Source organism: Burkholderia sp. AU45388 (assembly GCF_030481585.1).
GTDB classification, from domain to species: Bacteria; Pseudomonadota; Gammaproteobacteria; order Burkholderiales; family Burkholderiaceae; genus Burkholderia; species Burkholderia sola.
Genome location: NZ_JAUJPV010000009.1, coordinates 46,395 through 60,998, shown reverse-complemented (window position 1 = coordinate 60,998; position 14,604 = coordinate 46,395). Strand labels below are relative to the sequence as shown.

At 68.7% G+C, this 14,604-nt stretch carries 10 protein-coding genes; 5 read left to right on the top strand and 5 right to left on the bottom strand.

The window, feature by feature from the left end:
• The first annotated feature begins 68 nt into the window (after window positions 1–68).
• From QZM72_RS16850 to QZM72_RS16840, 3 genes are all read left to right on the top strand, one after another.
• On the top strand, window positions 69–1,571 hold the full coding sequence (locus QZM72_RS16850; RefSeq protein ID WP_301738698.1) for a cobyric acid synthase: 1,503 nt from the start codon (window positions 69–71) through the stop codon (window positions 1,569–1,571).
• Between the two features lie 356 nt (window positions 1,572–1,927).
• Window positions 1,928–2,341 carry a DoxX family protein gene (locus QZM72_RS16845; RefSeq protein ID WP_089468186.1) on the top strand — a complete coding sequence of 138 codons (414 nt, stop codon included), beginning with the start codon at window positions 1,928–1,930 and terminating at the stop codon, window positions 2,339–2,341.
• 148 nt (window positions 2,342–2,489) lie between these two features.
• Window positions 2,490–3,149 (top strand): ParA family protein, encoded by a 660-nt coding sequence (locus tag QZM72_RS16840; protein WP_089468185.1) that lies wholly within the window; start codon window positions 2,490–2,492, stop codon window positions 3,147–3,149.
• A 138-nt stretch (window positions 3,150–3,287) separates the two neighbouring features.
• On the opposite strand, the gene panD is transcribed toward QZM72_RS16840, so the two are convergent.
• The 4 genes from panD to QZM72_RS16820 form a co-directional block, all read right to left on the bottom strand.
• A complete protein-coding gene (panD, locus tag QZM72_RS16835; protein ID WP_006484038.1) occupies window positions 3,288–3,674 on the bottom strand; it encodes an aspartate 1-decarboxylase in 387 nt (128 codons plus the stop codon).
• Between the two features lie 44 nt (window positions 3,675–3,718).
• The gene (gene panC, locus QZM72_RS16830) at window positions 3,719–4,558 is read right to left on the bottom strand and encodes a pantoate--beta-alanine ligase (protein ID WP_089468271.1); all 840 of its coding nucleotides are present in this window, start codon (window positions 4,556–4,558) and stop codon (window positions 3,719–3,721) included.
• Between the two features lie 263 nt (window positions 4,559–4,821).
• Complete coding sequence (locus QZM72_RS16825) at window positions 4,822–5,694, bottom strand: ScpA family protein (protein WP_089468184.1); 873 nt, start codon at window positions 5,692–5,694, stop codon at window positions 4,822–4,824.
• Between the two features lie 4 nt (window positions 5,695–5,698).
• Window positions 5,699–5,887 (bottom strand): DUF3460 family protein, encoded by a 189-nt coding sequence (locus QZM72_RS16820; RefSeq protein ID WP_006478107.1) that lies wholly within the window; start codon window positions 5,885–5,887, stop codon window positions 5,699–5,701.
• Between the two features lie 249 nt (window positions 5,888–6,136).
• On the opposite strand from QZM72_RS16820, the gene QZM72_RS16815 reads away from it, so the two are divergent.
• Entirely contained in the window at window positions 6,137–7,951 is a 1,815-nt protein-coding gene (locus tag QZM72_RS16815) for an autotransporter assembly complex family protein (RefSeq protein WP_301738697.1), read from the top strand.
• A 28-nt stretch (window positions 7,952–7,979) separates the two neighbouring features.
• Complete coding sequence (locus QZM72_RS16810) at window positions 7,980–12,023, top strand: translocation/assembly module TamB domain-containing protein (protein ID WP_301738696.1); 4,044 nt, start codon at window positions 7,980–7,982, stop codon at window positions 12,021–12,023.
• 94 nt (window positions 12,024–12,117) lie between these two features.
• Here the strand turns inward: QZM72_RS16810 and metG are convergent, their stop codons facing one another.
• On the bottom strand, window positions 12,118–14,274 hold the full coding sequence (metG, locus tag QZM72_RS16805) for a methionine--tRNA ligase (protein WP_301738695.1): 2,157 nt from the start codon (window positions 14,272–14,274) through the stop codon (window positions 12,118–12,120).
• Window positions 14,275–14,604 lie beyond the last annotated feature (330 nt).

Here is a 14,604-nt window from a genome sequence, read left to right as displayed (position 1 = left end):
ATTGTAACGGCGCGGGCGACCCGGCGCGGGCGATAATGCCGCCTTTGCCTCGCGACACCTTTCACACGATGAATGCACCCGAGCCGCGGCCGCGCGGCACGCTGATGATCCAGGGCACGACGTCCGACGCGGGCAAGAGCACGCTCGTCGCGGGCCTGTGCCGCCTCGCGCGCCGCGGCGGCGCGCGCGTCGCGCCGTTCAAGCCGCAGAACATGGCGCTCAACAGCGCGGTGACGGTCGACGGCGGCGAGATCGGCCGCGCGCAGGCGTTGCAGGCGCTGGCCGCCGGCGTCGCGCCGCATACGGATTTCAATCCGGTGCTGCTGAAGCCGACGAGCGACCGCGGCGCGCAGGTGATCATTCACGGCAAGGCGCGCATGAACCTCGACGCGCGGGCGTATCACGACTACAAGCCGGTCGCGTTCGATGCGGTGCTCGAGTCGTATGCGCGCCTGCGCGCCGGTTACGACACGGTGATCGTCGAAGGCGCCGGCAGCCCGGCCGAGATCAACCTGCGCGACGGCGACATCGCGAACATGGGCTTTGCCGAGCGCGTCGACTGCCCGGTCGTGCTCGTCGCCGACATCGATCGCGGCGGCGTGTTCGCGCATCTGGTCGGCACGCTCGCCTGCCTGTCGGACAGCGAGCGCGTGCGCGTGCGCGGCTTCGTGATCAACCGCTTCCGCGGCGATCTCAAGCTGCTCGAACCGGGGCTCGACTGGCTGCGCGCGCGGACGGGCAAGCCGGTGTTCGGCGTGCTGCCGTATCTGCACGGGCTGCTGCTCGACGCCGAGGACATGCTGCCCGCACAGGCGCGCAGCGCCGCCGCCCGCGGCGATGCCGGCGTGTTGCGCGTCGTCGTGCCCGCGCTGCCGCGCATCAGCAACCACACCGATTTCGATCCGCTGCGCGCGCATCCGCAGGTCGAATTCACGTACTGGAAGAGCGGCCCCGTGCCCGACGCCGACCTGCTGATCCTGCCCGGTTCGAAGAGCGTGCAGCGCGACCTCGCGTGGCTGCGCGACGCCGGCTGGGACGCGCTGATCCGGCGCCATCTGCGCTACGGCGGCAAGGTGATCGGCATCTGCGGCGGCATGCAGATGCTCGGGCGCACGCTCGACGATCCGCTCGGCCTCGAAGGCGCGCCCGGCAGCGTGCCGGGGCTCGGGCTGCTCGATTTCGACACGACGCTGCAGCCCGACAAGACGCTGAAGAACGTGACCGGGCAACTCGCGCTGCCGGGCGCGGCGGCCGTGCGCGGCTACGAGATCCACATGGGCGACACACGCGGGCCGGCGCTCGCGACGCCCGCGCTGACGCTGGCCGCCGATGCCGCGCGGGACGGCGTGCGTCCCGACGGCGCGAGGTCGGCCGATGACCAGATCCTCGCGACCTACGTGCACGGGTTGTTCGACGCGCCCGACGCTTGCGCGGCGCTGCTCGCGTGGGCCGGGCTCGACGGCGCGGCCCGCATCGACTACCCGGCGCTGCGCGAGGCGTCGCTCGAGCAGCTGGCCGACACGTTCGCCGAGCACCTCGACCTCGACGCGCTGTACGCCGAGTTTCGTTGAGGCCGCGTCGGTCGGCCCTCGCTTTTTCTGCCCGATCGCATACAACCGAGGAGGGCGGAAGTCCGCCCGAAGGAGGGCTCGATGGTGGTGGGGACGTCCTGCTCGCGGTGTTACTGGGCGCATCGGCGGCCGCGCATGCGTGCGATTCGTATGCGCCGGGCGGCGGCCAGTCCGGCGGCGACGCCACGCAAGGCAAGAGCGGTCACTGAGCCGGACGCAGGGCATGATGGGTCATGCCCTTTTTTGCGTCTATTAATTCCAAAGGAGAATCAATTTAAGCGGGCTGGCGCGTTTATCGGCCGAATCGATTCGAATAGAGTGCGATCCATTCCCCTCCACTCACGAAGGAATTCGTCATGAACGCCAACCGCCTGAACGATTTCGCCGCGACGCTGCTGCGCGTCGCCCTCGGCGTGCTGTACCTCGCGCACGTCGCACAGAAAATATTCGTCTTCACGCTGCCGGGCACCGCGCAGTTCTTCGCGTCGATCGGCCTGCCGGGCTGGCTCGCGTACCTGACCACGTTCGTCGAACTGGCGGGCGGCCTCGCGCTGCTCGCGGGGTTCCGCGTGCGCGTCGCCGCGCTGGTGCTGCTGCCGTTCATGCTCGGCGCGGTCGCCGCGCATCTGCCGAACGGCTGGAGTTTCGCGTCGCCGCACGGCGGCTGGGAATATCCGGCGTTCTGGGCCGTTACGCTGGCCGTCCAGGCGCTGCTGGGCGGCGGCGCGTTCGCGCTCGGCGCGCGGGAGGCCACCCTCCAGCGTGCGTAATCCGAAGGAAAGCAGACGAAAGGGCTGCATGGTTCCACACCACCGGTTCCGGTGACCCCCGGTTTGCCGATATCATCGCTCCCTGTATCCGCAATCGAGCGGCGCCTGCCATGCGGCCGGCGCCGCGCGGCATTTTCGGGGGGAATTCATGACGGTCATCGTGGTGGCGAATCCGAAGGGCGGCGTGGGCAAGAGCACGCTGTCCACCAATCTAGCCGGCTATTTCGCGGCGCAGGGCGCATGGGTCGCGCTGGCCGACCTGGACCGGCAGCAGTCCGCGCATGCGTGGCTCGACCTGCGGCCGGCCGGCTTGCCGGCGATCGAGGCGTGGGAGCTCGATGCGGAGGCGCCGTCGAAGCCGCCGCGCGGGCTCGAATATGCGGTGATCGATACGCCGGCCGGCCTGCACGGCACGCGGCTCAACGTCGCGCTGCAACTGGCCGACAAGGTGATCGTGCCGCTGCAGCCGTCGATGTTCGATATTCTCGCGACCCAGCAGTTTCTGGAACGCCTCGCCGGCGAGAAGGCCGTGCGCAAGGGCAGCGTCGAGGTCGGGATCGTCGGGATGCGGGTCGACGCGCGCACGCGCTCGTCCGACCAGTTGCACCGCTTCGTCGAAGGGCTCGGCCTGCCGGTGCTCGGCTACGTGCGCGATACGCAGAATTACGTGCAGATCGCCGCGCACGGCCTGACGCTGTGGGATGTCGCGAAAAGCCGCGTGGAGAAGGATCTCGAACAGTGGCGGCCGATCGTCGAATGGGCCGAGCGTCGCGTGCAGAAGGGCGAGAAGGCCGTCAAGGCGTCCTGAGCGGCCGCCGTCCGGCCGGCGCGATACCCGGGACCCGATAAGAAAGGGCCGGATCCCGTGGCATACGGCATCCGGCCCTTCTGCAGCGAGCGGAGTCGCGGCACCCGCGCGCGCCGGCACGCGAGCGTGCCGCTCGGCTTACGTCCAGTTCTGCGTCGGCACGTGATCGCGGTGGCCCTTGATCTTGTTGCCTTCGTCGATGAACACGAGCTTCGGCTTCCAGCCGGCCTGCAGTTCGGCTTCGTCGACCATCGCGAACGCCGCGATGATCACGAGGTCGCCGAGCTGCGCGCGGCGCGCGGCCGAGCCGTTCAGCGAGATCATCCCGCTGCCGCGCTCGCCCTTGATCGCGTACGTCGAGAAGCGCTCGCCGTTGTTGATGTTCCAGATGTCGATCCGTTCGTTTTCGATGAGGCCCGCCGCTTCGAGCAGGTCTTCGTCGATCGCGCACGAACCTTCGTAGTGCAGTTCGCAGTGCGTGACCGCCGCACGGTGGATCTTCGATTTGAGCATGTGGCGCTGCATGGGGTCTCCGTGATGCGTCGTGAGAGGCGCGGGCGGGCCGCGCGTCAGATTTCCAGGTTGTCGATGAGGCGCGTCGCGCCGAGCTTCGCGGCCGCGAGCACGACGAGCGGCTCGCCGGCTTCGAGTTCGGCGGCGCTCGGCGCGATCAGGTTCGCGCGGCGGCGGATCGCGATGTAGTCGGGCTGCCAGCCGCGTTCGGCCAGGTGCGTGTGCGCGTGCTGCTCGAGCTTGCCGAGATCGCGTTCGCCGCCGAGCACGCTGTCGCGCACCCGCTGCAGCGTTTTCGCGAGCTCCGGCGCTTCCTTGCGCTCGTCGGTCGTCAGGTAGCGGTTGCGCGACGACAGCGCGAGGCCGTCCTCGTCGCGCACGGTCTCGGCCGCGATGATCTCGACCGGCAGCGCGAGCTGCTGGCACATCCGGCGCACGATCATCAGTTGCTGGTAGTCCTTCTTGCCGAACACGGCGACGCGCGGCTGCACGCAGGACATCAGCTTGGTGACGACCGTGCACACGCCGGCGAAGAAGCCCGGGCGAAACTCGCCTTCGAGAATCCCGCCCAGATCGTCCGGCGGCAGCACGCGGTACTCCTGCGGCTCGGGGTACATGTCGCGCTCGGTCGGCGCGAACAGCACGTACACGTTTTCCTGCTGCAACTTCTCGATGTCGTCCTGGAGCGTGCGCGGGTACTTGTCGAAATCCTCGTTCGGGCCGAATTGCAGCCGGTTGACGAAGATGCTCGCCACGACCGGGTCGCCGTGCTGGCGCGCGAGGCGCATCAGCGACAGGTGCCCTTCGTGCAGGTTGCCCATCGTCGGCACGAACGCCGTGCGGTTCTGTCCGCGCAGCTGGTCGCGCAGTTCCTGGATCGAGCTGATGACTTTCATGATCGGGTAGCGGGTTCCTCGCGCAGGCGCGCGTTGACGCCGCGGCAGCGGCATCGGGGTCGAAGCGGAGAACGCCGGTGCGCGCGGGCGGCGCATCGGGCGTCGGCGGATTGTAGAGGATTTGGCCGCGCGACGCATCGATAAAAGAACGATCGTTCACTTTATAGTGGGACGTGGCGGACACCCGCCGGACGGCCATTCGCCGCGACGAAGCGACGAGCGTCGGAGCGAACCGTGGAACGGGAAGCGGCGGGGGCGGGCCCTTACGCGGGCAGGTACGCGAGACGCACGTAGATCGGCGCGAACGGTTCGGCCTGGGTGATCTCGAGCAGCGATTCACGCGCGAGTTCGAGCATCGCGATGAAGTTCACGACGACGACCGGCACGCCGCGCGACGTGTCGAACAGGTCGGCGAATTCCATGAAGCGCGCGTTCTGCAGCCGGCGCAGGATCAGGCTCATGTGTTCGCGCACCGACAGCTCCTCGCGGGAGATCTTGTGGTGCTGGACGAGCTTCGCGCGCTTGAGCACGTCGGCCCACGCGGCGCGCAGGTCGTCCGAATTCACGTCGGGAAAGCGCGGCGTGACGCTTTGCTCGATGTACACCTCGGCGCGCAGGAAATCGCGGCCGAGCTGCGGCAGCTGGTCGAGCCGTTGCGCGGCAAGCTTCATCTGCTCGTACTCGAGCAGCCGGCGCACGAGTTCGGCGCGCGGATCCTCGGCTTCCTCGCCGGTGTCGGCCTTCTTCACCGGCAGCAGCATCCGCGACTTGATCTCGATCAGCATCGCGGCCATCAGCAGGTACTCGGCCGCGAGCTCGAGGTTCGACGTGCGGATTTGATCGACGTAGCCGAGATATTGCGCGGTGACCTGCGCCATCGGGATGTCGAGCACGTTGAAGTTCTGCTTGCGGATCAGGTACAGCAGCAGGTCGAGCGGGCCTTCGAACGTCTCGAGGAACACCTCGAGCGCGTCGGGCGGGATGTAGAGATCCTGCGGCAGCTTGAACAGCGGCTCGCCGTACAGGCGAGCGAACGCCGCGACACCGTCGACCGTGTCGGGCGTCGAATCGGCGCCCGCGGGCGCGGCGATCGCGTCGTCCTGCCGGGCGGCGTTGGCCTCGTCGGCGGCGCTCACGTCGTCAGAAATTCTGGTAGTAGACGTACGACGTTTGCTTCACGCGCGATTCCTGCTGCTCGGCGCGCTCTTCGAGATCGATCGGCTGCTTGTCCCACAGCAGGGAACGGCCCTTGCGTTGCTCTTCCTCGAGCGTCGGCTTCTGCTGCTTGAGCTGGTTCAGGAACTGCGTGACGTCGGACTGGTACGGCATGGCTGGATCTTCCGTTTCGGGCGGCGCACGATGCGCCGGATTCTCGATGGCGGGATTTTACCGCATCGCGGGGAACAGCCGGCGCCAATCGCGCGTCGAATCCGCGGGCCGGCGCTGGCGGGCATCGTGCGGCGGCGCTGCCGGGGCCTTGGCACTCTTTCACAATCGTTTGGCTGCGACGTCGGCGCCCTGTGGTCAAATACAGGGTTTTCCACGAAACCGTAACACTCCAGGACGGCGAGGTCATATTTGGCGGGGCAGTCGAACCAGCAAGCACACACGGCGCATCACGCGGGCCGGCGCGCGGCACGCGATCGCGCCGACGCCGCGGCCCGCGTCGCGCGGGCGGCCCTCGCGGGTTGCCTGGCCGCATGCTTCGCGCTGCCGGCCCATGCGAAGTACGACGTCGACATCGACGCGCCGCGCTCGATCCGCAAGCTCCTGAAGGCGCATCTCGATATCGCCCGCTTCGCGAAGCGCGACGACATCAGCGACGACCAGTTCGACTTCCTCGTGACCGCCACGCAGCAGCAGGTGCGCGATCTGGCCGCGACGGCCGGCTATTTCTCGCCGGTCGTGCGCACCGACGTGCGCACCCGCGACGGCAAGCGCGACGTGCGCATCGCGGTCGATCCGGGTAAGCAGACCATCGTGTCGACGGTGGACCTGACGTTCAAGGGGCCCGTCGAAACCGAGGATCCGAAGCAGGAGTCGGCCACCCGGTTCGCGTTCTCGATGAAGCCGGGCGACCCGTTCACGCAGTCCGACTGGGACGACGCGAAGGGCGCGGCGCTCCGGCAACTGCAGTCGCGCCGCTATCTCGGCGCGAAGATCGCGTCGTCCGAGGCGCGTATCGATCCGCGCACGCAGCGCGCGACGCTCGCGGTCGCGTTCGACAGCGGCCCGACGTTTACGATCGGCAAGGTCGACGTCGACGGTGTGCGCCGTTATCCGGAAAAGATCGTCACGAACGTCAATCCGCTGTCGGAGGGTGAAATCTACGACGTGCGGCGGATCACCGAATTGCAGCGGCAGCTGCAGAACACGCCGTACTACGCGAGCGTCGCGATCGACGTCGGCGACGATACGTCGAAGCCCGAGCTCACGCCCGTGCACGTGAAGGTCAGCGAGTTCCCGTACAACAACATCCGCGGCGGCGTCGGCTTCGCGACCGACACCGGGCCGCACGTGCAGGGTTCCTATACGTATCTCAACACGTTCGGCGCCGCGTGGCCGCTGACCGTGTCGGGCCGGGTCGATCAGATCCAGCAGTACGGGCAGGTCCAGCTGTCGATGCCGCCGGGCGAGAAGGGCTGGACCAACAGCGTGCTCGCGTCGTACACGAACACCAACGTGTCGGATACGCGCATCTACAGCGCGCGGGTCGGCGTGCAGCGCACGCGCACCGGCCAGTTCATCGACTATTCGTATTCGTTGATGTACTACCAGGACCGGCTCGACCAGAACGGTGCGGGGCCGACCACGAGCCGCGCGCTGGTGCCGCAATGGGCGTGGACCCGCCGCAACGTCGACGATCCGCTGTTCCCGCGCTCGGGCAACCTGATTCACGCGGAGGCCGGCTTCGCGGTCAAGCACGTGCTGGCCGACGAAACCTTCATCCGCGGCTACGCGCGCGGGCAGCAGTACGTGCCGATCGGCAAGCGCGACCTGTTCGTGTTTCGCGCGGAGCTCGGCGGCGTGTTCACGAGCGGCAGCTCGACCGGCGTGCCGGCGTCGCTGCTGTTCCGCGCCGGCGGCTCGAACTCGGTGCGCGGTTACGGCTACCAGAGCATCGGCAACAGCGTCGACGGCTCCGTGTTGCCGACCAAGTACCTGATGACGGGGACGGCCGAATACCAGCACTGGTTCAACCGCGACTGGGGCGCCGCGACGTTCTTCGACATCGGCACCGCGACCGACGCGTGGGGCGAACGCGTGTTCTACCCGGGCGTGGGCGTCGGTGCGCGCTGGCGCAGCCCGGTCGGCCCGATCAACGTCGACGTCGCGTACGGGCTGCGCAACCACAGCGTGCGCCCGTACCTGACGCTCGGCATCGCTTTCTGAACCTGCCGCCCTATTGACGACGAACCGCATGACGAAGGACCCGAACGACACGCCGCCGCCTCACGATCCGGATACGCCCGACGGCGCGCCCGGTACGCCGCCGCGCGCGCCGCGCCGCGGCCGCGCGTGGCGCGTCGTCGCGTGGACGCTCGCGACGGTCGTGCTGCTCGTCGTGCTGGCGGCGGGGCTCGTGCTGGGCGCGGTGACGACCGAGCGCGGCACGCGGCTCGCGTGGCAAGTGGCCGGCAAGGTGCTCGGCACGCGGCTCGCGGGCACGCTCGAAGGCGGGTCGCTCGCGACCGGCGTGCGCTTGCGCGGATTCGCGTGGACCAGCCCCGACGGCACCGGCACCGAGGTCCGCATCGACCGGCTCGACGGTCGCTGGGCCCTGACGCGCGCGCCGTGGCGGCTGTCCGTCGCCTATCTGCGCGCCGGCACGATCGACGTGCGGATCGTGCCCGGGCCGTCCACGCCGAGTAAGACGCCGCAGGACCTGAGCCTGCCGCTGCAGGTGCGGATCGACGACCTGCGCGTCGATCGCCTCGCCATTCACGAAGGCACGTCGACGACGCAGCTCGACCATCTCGCGCTGAACGGTCGCAGCGACGGCCGCCACCATGAACTCGTGCTCGAGGGCGTCGATACGCCGTACGGCGCGCTGACCGCGCGCGCGAAGCTCGACGGCGTGAAGCCGTTCGCGCTGACGGGCAATGCGACCTACGTGGGCAAACTCGCCGATGAACCGGTCAACGCGAGCGCGAACGTGTCGGGGTCGCTCGAAGCGCTCGTCGCGGACGTCTCCGCGAGCGGGATGAAGCTGAACGGGCGCGCGCACGTCGAGGCCGCGCCGTTCGGCACGGTGCCGCTCACGCGTGCGTCGCTCGCGTTCGACCACGTGAACCCGCAGGCGCTGTCGCCCGGCGCGCCCGCGGCCGATCTCGCGGTGCGCGCGGAACTCGCACCGGTGAGCGCGCCGGCCGGCTCGGCACCCGCGAAGGGGTTCGCGGTGACGGGCCCGGTGTCGATCGTCAACGCGAAGCCGGGCACGCTCGGCGACCATCTGTTGCCGTTGATCGACGCACACGCGACCGTGCATCTCGACGCGCACGCGCAGCGCATCGACGATCTCGCGCTGAAGCTGATTCGCGACGGCAGCGTGACCGGCGGCGGCACGCTCGCGGGCGGCAAGGGCCGCTTCGACCTGAAGGTCGCGAACCTCGACCTGAACGCGTTCGTCGCCGAGTTGCGGCCGATGCGCCTCGGCGGCCCGCTCGGCGTGACGCTCGCGGGCGACGTGACGACCGTCGATTTCAACCTGAACGACCCGAAGCTTGCGCTGGGCGCGCGCGCCAAGGTCGCGCTGACGCAGCAACAGACCGTGCTGACCGACACGCGCGTGACTGCGGCCAAGGGGCGCATCGACCTGACGGCCGTGTTCCGCCACGACGCGCATTCGACCTATGACGCGAAGGCGACGCTCACCGCGTTCGATCCGCTGCTGCTCGCCGCGATGAGCACGCCGAAGGCAGGCGGCGGCAAGGCGCCCGCGAAAGCGGCCAAGGCGCCGGCCAGGCACGGCGAGACGCGCGTGTCCGGCACGCTGACCGCGTCGGGCGCGTTCGCGCCGCAGGTGTCGACGAAGGCGACCTTCAAGCTCGCCGACAGCCTGTACGACGGCGTGCCGCTGACCGGCGCCGGCGTCGTGCAGCTCGCCGGCTCGCGAATCCTGCCGAGCAACGCGAACCTGTCGATCGCCGGCAACCACGTCGACCTGCGCGGCAGCTTCGGCGCGCCCGGCGACCGGCTGCGCTTCGTCGTCGACGCGCCGCAACTCGACCGGCTCGGCTTCGGCGTCGAAGGGCTCGTGCAGGCGCAGGGCGACCTGACCGGCAGCTTCGCGCATCCGAACGTGACGGCCACCTACAAGGCCGAGCACGTCGTCGTCGGGTCGAACCGGATCGGCACCGCCCAGGGCCGCGCGGATATCCGCGACGGCGCGCACGGCGCGCTCGTGTTCACGGCCGACGCGTCCGACATCGCGCTCGGTTCGTTCCAGCTGAAATCGTTGCGCGCGAACCTCGACGGCACGCGCGCGAAGCACACGCTCGACGCCTCCGCGCTCGGGGCGGCCGGCGGCCGCGTGATCGACCTGACGCTGGCGGCGAACGGCGGCGTGGTCGAGAGCCGCGACGGCATGCGCTGGGACGGCACCGTCACGCGGCTCGCGAATCGCGGCACGCCGGCGCTCGCGCTGCAGGCGCCGCTGACGATATCGGCGGGCGCCGGCCGCGTGACGCTCGGCGCGACACGGCTCACGCTCGAAGGCGCGGCGATCGACCTGAAATCGTTCGTGTTCGATCACGGCCAGATGCGCTCGGCCGGTTCGGTGACCGGCGCATCGGTCGCGCGTTTCCTCGAGGTGCGCCAGGCGCTGACCGGCCAGCGGCCGCCGGTGCGGACCGACGTCGTGCTCGATGCCGACTGGGATTTCTCGCTCGGCGCGAACGCGACGGGCTACGTGCAGGTGAAGCGCCGCGGCGGCGACGTGACGATCGAGACCGGGCGCGGCATCGCGTCGCTCGGCCTGACCGACCTGTCCGCGCGCGCGAGCTTCGCGCCCGGCAACCGGCTCAACGTGACCGCGCTCGCGAAGGCGAGCCGGATCGGCACGTTCGACGCAAACGTCACGGTGCCGTTCGCGCTGCGCGACGGCGTGTTCGGCATCGTCGACGACGGCCCGCTGTCGGGCCGCATCGATGCCGACATCCCCGCGCTGAAGACCACCGGCAACCTGCTCGGGCCGAGCTACCTGCTCGGCGGGCGCGCGGCGCTGAAGCTGACGGTGTCCGGCACGCCGGTAAAACCGAACCTGTCGGGGACGCTGACGGGCGACGAGCTGTCCGCGACGCTGATCGACCAGGGCGTGCAGTTGAAGGACGGCATCGTGCGCGTGAAGCTGTCGGACAACCTCGTCGAATTCCAGCAGGTCGAGTTCCACGGCGGCGACGGCACGCTGCGCGCGCTCGGCCGCGTGCGCCTTGACGGCGAGGCGCCGGACCTGACCGCCAGCATCGTCGCGGACAAGCTCGAACTGTTCGCGGCGCCGGACCGCAAGCTGTCGCTGTCGGGCAAGGCCACCGTCGCGAACGACGGGCCGCGCGGCGCGCTGTCGATCGACGGCAAGTTCGTCGTCGATCGCGCGCTGTTCGACCTGCCGGAGCAATCGGCGCCGCACCTGTCGGACGACGTCGTGATCGTGCAGCCGGACGGCACGGTGCGCGGCGAGACGCCCACCGGCACCGCGGCCGCGAAGCCGAAGCCGGTCGAAAACAAGCCGGCGCCGTCGCTGGCGCCGCGCGCGAACATCGACGTCGGGCTCGGCAACAACTTCCGCTTCAAGGGTCACGGCGCGGATCTCGGGCTGCGCGGCACGATCACCGTGATGAGCGCGCCGGGCGTGCCGCTACGCGCGGTCGGCAACGTGCGCGTGACCGAGGGCTCGACGTACACGACGTTCGGCCGCAAGCTCGCGATCGAGAACGGCTTCTTCACGTTCAACGGCCCGGTGTCGAACCCCGGCGTCAACATCCTCGCGATGCGGCGCAACCAGGAGGTCGAGGCCGGCGTGCAGGTGACGGGCACGATCCAGTCGCCGACGGTGAAGCTCGTGTCGGAGCCGAACGTGACGGACAACGAAAAGCTGTCGTGGCTGCTGTTCGGGCACGGCACCGACCAGGGCAACAACGTCGGTCAGCAGGGCGCGATGACGGCGGCGCTCGGCCTGCTCGGCAGCGTGACCGGCAAGCGCGTCGCGCAGACCTTCGGCCTTGACGAGGTGTCGGTCGGCCGCAGCGAGGTCGGCCTGACCGATCCGCAGGTCGTGCTGGTGTCGAAGGCGATCAACGAGCGGTTCGTGCTTGGCTTCGAGCAGGGGTTGCAATCGGCGAGCAACGCGTTCAAGGCGACGATCAACCTGACGCGCTTCTGGTCGGTGTCCGCGTACGGCGGCACGTTCCAGGGTGTCGACCTGAACTACACGCGGCGCTTCGACCGGTGGTTCGGGCAGCGGTGACGAACGGCGCGGCGTACCGGGCAGCGATAAAAAAGCCCCGCACGATTCAAATCGTGCGGGGCTTTTTTGCGCAGCAGGCAGCGGCGCGTTCCGCTTACTTCACGCGCATGCCCGGCTTCGCGCCGCTGTGCGGCTCGAGGATGTAGAGGCCCGGTTCCGCCTTCTCGTCGGTGGCCGACGCGGCGAGCACCATCCCTTCGGACAGGCCGAACTTCATCTTGCGCGGCGCGAGGTTCGCGACCATCACCGTCAGCTTGCCGACGAGCTGCTCGGGCTGGTACGCGGACTTGATGCCCGAGAACACGTTGCGGGTCTTTTCCTCGCCGACGTCGAGCGTGAGCTGCAGCAGCTTGTCCGAGCCTTCCACGGCCTGGCATGCGACGATCTTCGCGATGCGCAGGTCGATCTTCGCGAAATCGTCGATCGAGATCGGTGCGTCGTCGGCGCCGTTCGCGGCGGCCGGCTTCGCGTTCGCCTTCGCGTTGTTCTTCGCATCCTTCGCGGCGTTCGCGCTCGCGGCGGCCGCACCCGTCGTTTCGGCCTGCAGCGAATCGCGGTTCGCGGCGAGCAGCGCTTCGAGCTGCTTCGCATCGACGCGCGTCATCAGGTGCTGGTACGCCTTGATCGGCTGCGCCGACGACAGCGGCTTCGCGGCATCGGCCCACGCGAGCGGCGCGATCCCGAAGAACGCCTCGACCGCAACGGCCACGCGCGGCATCACCGGCTTCAGCGCGAGCGACAGCAGGCGGAACGCCTCGAGGCTCACGCTGCAGGTTTCGTGCAGTGCGACCGCGTTGGCCGGATCCTTCGCGAGATCCCACGGCTTCGCGCCGTCGACGTACGCGTTCACTTCGTCCGCGAGCTCCATCGTGTGGCGCAGCGCGCGGCCGTATTCGCGTGCTTCGTAGCTCGCGGCGATCTGCGGAAGCGCATCGCGCAGCTTCGCGACGAGCGGATGATTCATCGCGCTGTCCTGCACGCGGCCGTCGAAACGCTTGAGCAGGAAGCCGGCCGCGCGGCTCGCGATGTTCACGTACTTGCCGACGAGATCGCTGTTCACGCGCGCCTGGAAGTCGTCGAGGTTCAGGTCGATGTCTTCCATCGTCGCGTTCAGCTTCGCCGCGAAGTAGTAGCGCAGCCACTCGGGGTTCAGGCCCGTGTCGATGTAGCTCTGCGCGGTGATGAACGTCCCGCGCGACTTCGACATCTTCGCGCCGTCGACCGTCAGGAAGCCGTGCGCGAACACGTTGGTCGGCGTGCGGTGGCCCGAGAACTCGAGCATCGCGGGCCAGAACAGCGTGTGGAAGTACAGGATGTCCTTGCCGATGAAGTGATACTGCTCGGCCTTCGAGCCCGGGCGGATCCACGCATCGAAATCGATGCCGTTACGGTCGCACAGGTTCTTGAAGCTCGCGTAGTAGCCGACCGGCGCGTCGAGCCACACGTAGAAATACTTGCCGGGCGCGCCCGGGATCTCGAAGCCGAAATACGGCGCGTCGCGCGAGATGTCCCAGTCGGCGAGCTTGGCTTCGCCGGCGTCGCCGAGCCATTCGCGCATCTTGTTGGTCGCTTCGGGCTGCGCGAGGCCGCTCACCCATTCGCGCAGGAACGATTCGCAGCGCGGGTCGGACAGGCGGAAGAAGTAGTGCTTCGAGGTCTTGCGCACCGGCGTCGCGCCCGACACGACCGAATACGGGTTCAGCAGTTCGGTCGGCAGGTACGTCGAGCCGCACACTTCGCAGCTGTCGCCGTACTGGTCCTTCGCGTGGCACTTCGGGCACTCGCCCTTGATGAAGCGGTCCGGCAGGAACATCTCCTTCACCGGATCGTAGGCCTGCTCGATTTCGCGTTCGGCGATCAGGCCGGCTTCCTGCAGCGCGAGATAGATCTTCTCGCTCAGCACGCGGTTCTCGTCCGAATCGGTCGAGTAGAAGTTGTCGAACGACACGCCGAAGCTGTCGAAGTCGCGCTTGTGCTCCGTCCACACGCGCTCGATCAGCTGCTTCGGCGTCAGGCCTTCCTTCTCCGCGCGCAGCATGACCGGCGTGCCGTGCGTATCGTCGGCGCCGATGTAGTAGACCTCATGGCCATGCATTCGCAGCGTCCGCACCCAGATGTCGGTCTGGATGTACTCGACCAGGTGGCCGATGTGGATCTGCCCGTTGGCATAGGGCAGTGCGGACGTAACGAGGATCTGGCGGCTGCCTTGCGGCGCCGCAGCCTGCACGGAAGTGAGGTCGGATGCGGACATAGGGTCTGGAGAAGAACAGCGGGAAAAACGACGGGAAACCGCGATTCTAGCAGGGGCGCGGGCCAGCGCGGCGGGCAGGCGGCGCGGGCCGGACGCCGGGCCGGCCAAGGCCGCTCGCGCGGCGTACCCGGCGGCGACATGTTGCGCCGCAACATGAATTCTGCGGGCAAAAAAAACCGGGGCGGATACGGCCCCGGAGCAACAACGACAAGAGGAGAATGGTGACGCGCCGGCAACACCAGCCGCGTACCGTAAATACTGACCACGGCCTGCGACAGAAGTTCGAAAATTTTTTCGATTCGTTACCGGCCCCGCCGAAAGCCTTGTGCG

Excerpts from the sequence above, each read along its gene's own strand:
- QZM72_RS16850 (WP_301738698.1), top strand. The coding sequence starts at position 69 with ATGAATGCACCCGAGCCGCGGCCGCGCGGCACGCTGATGATCCAGGGC.
- QZM72_RS16845 (WP_089468186.1), top strand. The coding sequence starts at position 1,928 with ATGAACGCCAACCGCCTGAACGATTTCGCCGCGACGCTGCTGCGCGTC.
- QZM72_RS16840 (WP_089468185.1), top strand. The coding sequence starts at position 2,490 with ATGACGGTCATCGTGGTGGCGAATCCGAAGGGCGGCGTGGGCAAGAGC.
- panD (WP_006484038.1), bottom strand. The coding sequence starts at position 3,674 with ATGCAGCGCCACATGCTCAAATCGAAGATCCACCGTGCGGCGGTCACG.
- panC (WP_089468271.1), bottom strand. The coding sequence starts at position 4,558 with ATGAAAGTCATCAGCTCGATCCAGGAACTGCGCGACCAGCTGCGCGGA.
- QZM72_RS16820 (WP_006478107.1), bottom strand. The coding sequence starts at position 5,887 with ATGCCGTACCAGTCCGACGTCACGCAGTTCCTGAACCAGCTCAAGCAG.
- QZM72_RS16810 (WP_301738696.1), top strand. The coding sequence starts at position 7,980 with ATGACGAAGGACCCGAACGACACGCCGCCGCCTCACGATCCGGATACG.
- metG (WP_301738695.1), bottom strand. The coding sequence starts at position 14,274 with ATGTCCGCATCCGACCTCACTTCCGTGCAGGCTGCGGCGCCGCAAGGC.